The organism is bacterium, from assembly GCA_016873475.1.
Lineage (GTDB): Bacteria > Krumholzibacteriota > Krumholzibacteriia > JACNKJ01 > JACNKJ01 > VGXI01.
Genome location: VGXI01000368.1, coordinates 1 through 2,009, shown reverse-complemented (window position 1 = coordinate 2,009; position 2,009 = coordinate 1). Strand labels below are relative to the sequence as shown.

Annotated in this window: 1 protein-coding gene; it reads left to right on the top strand. The window is 69.1% G+C overall.

Features of this window, described 5'->3' with window-relative positions:
- Positions 1–1,806: phage terminase large subunit family protein (locus FJ251_15825; protein MBM4119170.1), on the top strand; the 1,806-nt coding region annotated here is incomplete at its 5' end.
- Between the last annotated feature and the right edge of the window lie 203 nt (positions 1,807–2,009).

Genomic DNA, 2,009 nt, shown 5'->3' with positions numbered 1-2,009 from the left:
GCCCTGATGAAGGGCGCGCAGATCGGTGCCTCGGAGGTCGGGAACAACTGGCTCGGCTACATCATCGACCACGAGCCCGGGCCCATGCTCTACGTGCTGCCGACGATCGAGCTCGCGCAGCGCGCCTCGAAGACGCGCATCGCAACGATGATCGCCTCCACGCCGACGGTCGCGGAGAAGGTCCGAGAACCGCGCAGCCGCGACTCGAGCAACACGATCATGATGAAGGAGTTCGACGACGGCGTGCTGATGATCGCCGGCGCGAACAGCGCGGCCGGCCTCTCGCAGGCGAGCGTGCGCTTCCTCTTCGACGACGAGGTCGATCGCTACCCGGCGGACGTCGACGGCGAGGGCGATCCGATGGAGCTCAGCCTCGGCCGCACGCGGGCCTTCGAGCGCAACCGCAAGGTCTATCTGGCCGGCACGCCCACTGTGAAGGGCGTCAGCAACATCGAGCGCTGGCATGAGCTGGGGGACAAGCGCGTCTACGAGGTGCCCTGCCCGCACTGCGGCTGCTTCCAGCCGATCACCTGGAGCCGCATCGAGTGGGACCGCTGCTGCGCAGACTGCGGCCACGAGGCGCCGGGCAAGGCCTTCCGCGACCCTGCGCACCCGGACGATCGCGAGCGCTACCAGTGCCCAGCCTGCCAGTCGCAGCATCCCTTCGGCGAGGACGGCGGCCACCTGCCGGAGACGGCGCGCATGGTCTGCTCCGAGTGCGAGGCCCGCATTCCCGAGTCGGCGAAGGAGCAGATGCTGCCCGCCGGCGTCTGGCGAGCGACGGCCGCGCCCAAGGATCGCCGCGTCCGCAGCTACCACCTCAGCTCGCTCTACTCGCCGCTGGGCCTGTACTCCTGGCGCTCGGCCGTTGCGGACTTCATCAAGGCGAAGCGCGAGGGCGTGGCCAGCCTCAAGGCCTGGACGAACCTCACGCTCGGGGAGACCTGGGAGGAGCGCGGCGAGGACGTCGACCACACAGTCCTCTTCAAGCGCCGCGAGCTCTACCCTACGACGACCGGCAAGCCCGACGGCCCGCTCGTCGTTCCGCAGCCCGCTGTGCTGCTGACCGCCGGCGTCGACGTGCAGAAGGACCGCATCGAGGTGGGCATCGACGGCTGGAGCGTGGACGAGCAGTGCTGGGGCGTGTCCTACTCCGTGCTCTATGGCGACGTCGACCAGGGTGAGGTCTGGGAGCAGCTCGACCTCGAGTTGGCGAAGAGCTTCCCGCACGAGAGCGGCGCGCAGCTCGCGATCAGCGCCGCCTGCCTGGACGCCGGATTCAAGACCAGCCAGGTGATGGACTTCGTCAAGGCGCGCCAGGGGCGCCGGCTTTTTGCGGTAATGGGCAAGGACGGGCCCGGCCGCCCGCTCGTCAGCTCACCGAGTGCGAAGCGCACGGGCCGCAACCGGCGCCCCGTGCCGCTTTTCACCGTGGGCGTCGACCAGGTCAAGGCCCTGCTCTACAGCCGGCTGCGCCTGACCCTGCCGACGGCGCCCGGCTACTGCCACTTCCCGATCCATCCGGACTACGACGAGGAGTTCTTCGCGCAGCTCACGGCCGAGCACAGCATCACGCGCTACAGTAAAGGCCGCCCCTTCCTCGCGTGGACGAAGAAGCGGTCGCGCAACGAAGCGCTCGACTGCCGCGTCTACTCGATGGCCGCGGGGGTGCTGCTCGGTCAGCCGGCGCTGCGCGCCGCAGCACGCCGCCTGCGGCCGGCGCCGGTCCCCGGCCAGGAGGAAGCCCAGCAGCCTCCGCGGGGCCGCCGCCGGCGGAAGAACTGGGCCACCGACTGGCGCCGCTGAGCCCTCCGAATAACCCCGCGTGATGACTTGAATCTCCCCGGAGTCACGCTTTTCGCGTTGCAGAATCGTGAAAATGTAGAGGCAGACGGGGGGCAGAGAGGGGGCAGCTAGAGGCAGACGGGGGGGTGATAAAAAACTAGCCACGACGATTTCGCACCTGAGCGGCCAGCCTTGTGGCGTCAGGAGGCGATCCGTGGCCCACC